Here is a 5,323-nt window from a genome sequence, read left to right on the forward strand (position 1 = left end):
CCCCCCCCCCCCCCCCCCCCCCCCCCCCCCCCCCCCCCCCCCCCCCCCCCCTCTTTTAGATGTGTATAAGAGACAGCGATGGCCTCGGGCGCGGCGTCGGCCGGCAGCGGCAGGCGCAGCACCGGGGCCGCGCCCTGCGCGCGCAGCAACTGCGCCTTGGACACGCCGCCGGCCGGACGGCCCAGCGCGACCGTGGCGGTTTCGCCCAGCAGCGGGAACTGCGCGCCTTCGCCCCAGTCGATGCGCCGATGCTGCTGGCGCCGCGCGCCGGCTTCGGCCAGCTTGCGCAGGATCCATCCGGCCTTCTCCAGCAGCGCGGCGTCGATCTCGTACATCGGCACCCAGCCCGGGGCGCGTACCACCAGGCCTTCGGGCGCCACCGAGAAGCCGATGGTGCGGCGCTTGCCACGGCGGAACTCATAGGCCACGCGGCGGCCCTCCAGCATCGCCTCGCGGTTGGCCAGCGGATGCTGGGGCAGGCCGTCGTCCGCTCCTGAAAGAAGAGCAGAAGGCCCACGTCCTTCCTGGGCTTCAGGCACTTTTGCCTTGGAAATGCGGGGGCGCGGCAGGCCGGCGGGCGTGCGCCGCGGCGGCGCCGGCGGCATGGCGCCCGCGTCCTCCGCGGGCAGCATCGCGCCGAAGAAATCGAGCGCCAGCTGGACCAGGTCCCGCATCGCGGATTACCGGTAGGCCTCGGGGTCGAGCCGGCGCATTTCGGCTTCGATCCAGGCTTCGACCTCTTGCATCAATTCGTCGGCCTGGCGGCCGACGCTCGGGATCGCCGGGCCGATGGACACGTCGACCACGCCCGGAACCTTGATGAAGGCCTTGCGCGGCCAGCACTTGGCCGAGGTCACGGCCACCGGCACCACCGGGGCGCCGGTCTGGATCGCCAGGCGGGTGCCGCCGGACTTGTAGGTGCCCTTCTGGCCGCGCGGAACGCGCGTGCCCTCGGGGAACATGATCACCCACACGCCCTGCGCCAGCAGCTTGCGGCCCTGGGCCACCACCTTGGCGAAGGCGCGCGCGCCGTCGCGGCGGTCGATGTGCACCATGTCGAGCCGGCCCATGGCCCAGCCGAAGAAGGGCACCTGCAGCAGTTCCTTCTTGAACACGTAGGCCAGCGGATGCGGCATCAGCGTGGGCATCAGGAAGGTCTCGAAGGTGGACTGGTGCTTGACCAGCAGCACGGCGGCGCTGGTCGCGCCCGTGGGCAGGTGCTCCATGCCCTGCACCCGCACCTGGATGCCCAGCAGCACGCGCGCGCCCGCCACGGCCCAGCCCAGCCAGCGCGCGGCCATCCAGTAGAGCGGCGGGCCACGGCGCCAGATCGAGGCGACCAGCATGATGATGGCCCAGGGGATGACGGTGACGAGCATCCAGAGCGCATGCAGGACGGAACGGAGCAGGGGCATGGGTGGATTTAGGGGTTATTTTGGCCTGGAGCCCAGGTGGTATCTTGGCTTATAGCTATATATTTCATAGCAATCAGATCGCCACGCGCAGGGGCTCGACGGCGTCGCGCTCGACCACGAAGGCGGCGAAGGTCCCCAGGTCGGGATGCACCCGGGTGCCCTCGGGCAGCTCCGGCGGCAGCGGCTGGCCGTCGCTGCCGAGCGAATCCTGGTGCGCACCGGAGAGCACCAGGTGCGGCTCGCAGCCCGCGGCCACGGCGGCCTGCAGGTCGCGCACGCGGTCGCCGGCCATGGGCACGCCCTGCAGCTCGATGCCGTAGCGCTCGGCGATCTGCAGCAGCAGGCCGGGCTGCGGCATGCGGCAGGTGCAGGCCTCCTCCGGGGCGTGCGGGCAGTAGAAGATCGCGTCCACCCGGCCCCCGGCGGCGGCCAGTTGCTTGTGCAGCTTGGCGTGCATGGCGTTGAGCGCATCCACGTCGAACAGCCCGCGCCCCAGCCCCGACTGGTTGGACACCACCACCACGTGGAAGCCCGCGTGGTTGAGCTGGGCGATCGCCTCCAGCGCGCCGGGCAGCGGCTCCCACTCGTCGGCGTTGGTGACGTAGTCGCCCCGGCTGCGGTTGATGGTGCCGTCGCGGTCGAGGATGACGAGTTTCATGGGCGCTCCGGGGCTGCGATGGCGCGGGTCAGGTCGCGAGGCGCGACAGGTCGGCCACGCGGTTCATGGCGTTGTGCAGCACCTGCAGCAGCCCCTGGCGGTTCAGGCGCAGGTCGGTCTGCTCGGCATTGACCATGACGCCGTCGAAGAAGGCATCGACCGGCGCGCGCAGCGCGGCCAGGGTCTGCAGCGCGGCGGCGTAGTCGCCGGCGGCGAACTGCGCGTCGGCCTGCGGCGCGATGCGCTGCAGCGCGGCGTACAGATCCTTCTCGGCCGGCTCCTGCAGCAGCACCTCGCTCACGTGGGCATCCACCGCATCGGCCTTCTTCAGGATGTTGGAGACGCGCTTGTTGGCCGCGGCCAGGGCGGCGGCTTCGGGCAGTGCGGCAAAGGCGCGCACCGCCGCCAGGCGCTTGGGCACGTCGCCCAGGCGCTGCGGGCGCAGGGCCAGCACGGCGTCCACCTCCTGCGCGCTGTAGCCCTGCTCGCGCAGGCTGCCGGCCAGGCGCTCGTAGATGAAGTCGCGCAGCGCCACGGACGGGTCCTGCACCTTGTCGCCGAAGGCCGGCACGGCCGCGCGCAGCAGGGCATCGAGGTCCAGCGGCAGGTTCTTTTCGGCCAGCATGCGCACCACGCCCAGCGCGTGCCGCCGCAGCGCGAACGGATCGCGGTCGCCGGTGGGCTGGTTGCCGATGCCGAACATGCCGACCAGCGTTTCGAGCTTGTCGGCCAGGGCCACCACCACGCCCACCTCGTTGCGCGGCAGCGCGTCGCCGGCGAAGCGCGGCCTGTAGTGGTCCTCGATGGCGTCGGCCACGGCCTGCGGCAGGCCGTCATTGAGCGCGTAGTAGCGGCCCATGGTGCCTTGCAGCTCGGGGAATTCGCCCACCATGTCGGTCACCAGATCGGTCTTGGCCAGCAGCGCGGCCTGGTCGGCCTGCGCCGCCAGCTCGGCGCCGCCCCACTGCCGCGCGATGGCCTGGGCGATGGCGCGCACCCGCTCCACCCGCTCGCCCTGCGTGCCGAGCTTGTTGTGGTAGACCACCTTGCCCAGCGATTCGACGCGCGAGGCCAGCGTCTTCCTGCGGTCCTGGTCGAAGAAGAACTTGGCGTCGGCCAGGCGCGGGCGCACCACGCGCTCGTTGCCGCCGATCACCGCGCTCGGGTCGTCCGGCGTGATGTTGCTGACCACCAGGAACTGGTGCGTGAGCCGGCCCGCCGCGTCCAGCAGCGGGAAGTACTTCTGGTTGGCCTTCATGGTGAGGATCAGGCATTCCTGCGGCACCTCGAGGAATTCCTTCTCGAACTGGCAGACCAGCACGTTAGGGCGCTCGACCAGGGCCGTGACCTCGTCGAGCAGCGCGTCGTCCTCGATCGGCGCCACGCCGCCGCCGATGCGCTCGGCAGCGGCACGCAACTGGCGCGCGATCTCGGCCTTGCGCTCCTCGAAGCCGGCGATCACCGCGCCTTCCTCGCGCAGTTGCCGGGCATAGCTGTCGGCATCGCGCAGCACCACCGGGTCGGCCTTGGCCTCGAAGCGGTGGCCGTGCGTGGCATTGCCCGCCTTCAGGCCCAGCGCGGTGACCGACAGCAGCACCTCGCTGCCATGCAGCGCCACCAGGCCGTGGGCCGGGCGCACGAAGCTCACCGTGCTCCAGCCGGGCAGCTCGCAGCCGGATTCGAGCTGGTAGCCCATGACCTTGGGAATCGGCAGCCTGGCAATGGCCTCGGCCAGCGCCTTCTGCAGGCCGTCGGCCAGCGTGGCGCCGGGCACGGTGCTGTCGTGGAACAGGGCTTCGGCCTTGCCGTCCTGCTGGCGCCTCAGGCCGGCCACGGCGGAGGCATCGGCGCCCAGCGCGGCGAGCTTCTTCAGCAGCGCGGGCGTGGCCTGGCCGGCCGCGTCCAGGCCCACCGCCACCGGCATGAGCTTTTGCGACTGCGCGCGGTCGGCGGCGCGCCCGGCCACCTCGGTGACATGCACCGCCAGCCGGCGCGGCGAGGCGAAGGCGGTGGCGCGCGAGGCCGCGGCGGCCAGGCCCTGGGCCTTGAGCTGCTCCACCAGCACGGCGGCGAAGGCCTCGCCCAGCCTCTTCAGCGCCTTGGGCGGCAGCTCTTCCACGAAAAGCTCGACCAGCAGGTTCTTGTTCGTCGTCATCGTCGTCATATCCCTCACGCTGCCTTCTTCTGGATCTGCGCCACCCACTCGCGCGGCGCCATCGGGAAGCCCAGGCGCTCGCGGCTGTCGTAGTAGCTCTGCGCCACGGCGCGTGCGAGGTTGCGGATGCGGCCGATGTAGGCCGCGCGTTCGGTCACGCTGATCGCGCCGCGCGCGTCCAGCAGGTTGAAGCTGTGCGCGGCCTTGAGCACCTGCTCATAGGCCGGCAGCGCGAGCTGCTCGGTCATCAGGTGCCTGGCCTGCTTCTCGTGCGCGTTGAAGGCGGTGAACAGGAACTCGGCATCGCTGTGCTCGAAGTTGTAGGTCGACTGTTCGACCTCGTTCTGCTTGTAGACGTCGCCGTAGCTCAGGCCCTCTGTCCAGGTCAGGTTGTAGACGTTGTCCACGCCCTGCAGGTACATGGCCAGGCGCTCCAGGCCGTAGGTGATCTCGCCCGTGATCGGCTTGCAGTCGATGCCGCCGACCTGCTGGAAGTAGGTGAACTGCGTGACTTCCATGCCGTTGAGCCAGACTTCCCAGCCCAGGCCCCAGGCGCCGAGCGTTGGGTTTTCCCAGTCGTCCTCGACGAAGCGGATGTCGTTCTTCTTCAGGTCGAAGCCCAGCGCTTCGAGCGAGCCCAGGTACAGCTCCAGGATGTTGGAGGGCGCGGGCTTGAGGACCACCTGGTACTGGTAGTAGTGCTGCAGGCGGTTCGGGTTCTCGCCGTAGCGGCCGTCCTTGGGACGGCGGCTGGGCTGCACGTAGGCGGCCTTCCAGGGCTCGGGGCCGATAGCGCGCAGGAAGGTGGCGGTGTGCGAGGTACCGGCCCCCACTTCCATGTCGTAGGGCTGCAGAAGCGCGCAGCCCTGGTCGGCCCAGTAGGACTGCAACTTGAGGATGATTTGCTGGAAGGTCAACATGGTTTTGGCAGAAGGAACGGCGGCCCGGGCCGCGGCCGCGGCAGGCCGGCCCTGTCTCTTATACACATCTCCGAGCCCACGAGACCGTACAGGAAATCGCGTATGCCGTCTTCTGCTTGAAAAGGGGGGGGGGGGGGGGGGGGGGGGGGGGGGGGGGGGGGGGGGGGGGGGGGGG

5 protein-coding genes are annotated in these 5,323 nt (G+C 70.6%); all 5 read right to left on the reverse strand.

Features of this window, described 5'->3' with window-relative positions; genetic code table 11:
* A partial coding sequence (locus tag JHD63_RS21565; protein ID WP_198972851.1) for a YgjP-like metallopeptidase domain-containing protein occupies positions 1 to 674 on the reverse strand: 674 nt, incomplete at its 3' end.
* A 6-nt stretch (positions 675 to 680) separates the two neighbouring features.
* Positions 681 to 1,415: a lysophospholipid acyltransferase family protein gene (locus JHD63_RS21570; protein ID WP_198972852.1), complete on the reverse strand. Its 735-nt coding sequence runs from the start codon at positions 1,413 to 1,415 to the stop codon at positions 681 to 683.
* A 73-nt stretch (positions 1,416 to 1,488) separates the two neighbouring features.
* Positions 1,489 to 2,073 carry a D-glycero-beta-D-manno-heptose 1,7-bisphosphate 7-phosphatase gene (gene gmhB / locus JHD63_RS21575; protein WP_198972853.1) on the reverse strand — a complete coding sequence of 195 codons (585 nt, stop codon included), beginning with the start codon at positions 2,071 to 2,073 and terminating at the stop codon, positions 1,489 to 1,491.
* Between the two features lie 28 nt (positions 2,074 to 2,101).
* Entirely contained in the window at positions 2,102 to 4,228 is a 2,127-nt protein-coding gene (glyS, locus tag JHD63_RS21580) for a glycine--tRNA ligase subunit beta (RefSeq protein ID WP_198972854.1), read from the reverse strand.
* 14 nt (positions 4,229 to 4,242) lie between these two features.
* Positions 4,243 to 5,148 (reverse strand): glycine--tRNA ligase subunit alpha, encoded by a 906-nt coding sequence (glyQ, locus tag JHD63_RS21585; protein ID WP_198972855.1) that lies wholly within the window; start codon positions 5,146 to 5,148, stop codon positions 4,243 to 4,245.
* Between the last annotated feature and the right edge of the window lie 175 nt (positions 5,149 to 5,323).

Source organism: Xylophilus sp. ASV27 (assembly GCF_016428875.1).
Lineage (GTDB): Bacteria > Pseudomonadota > Gammaproteobacteria > Burkholderiales > Burkholderiaceae_C > Xylophilus.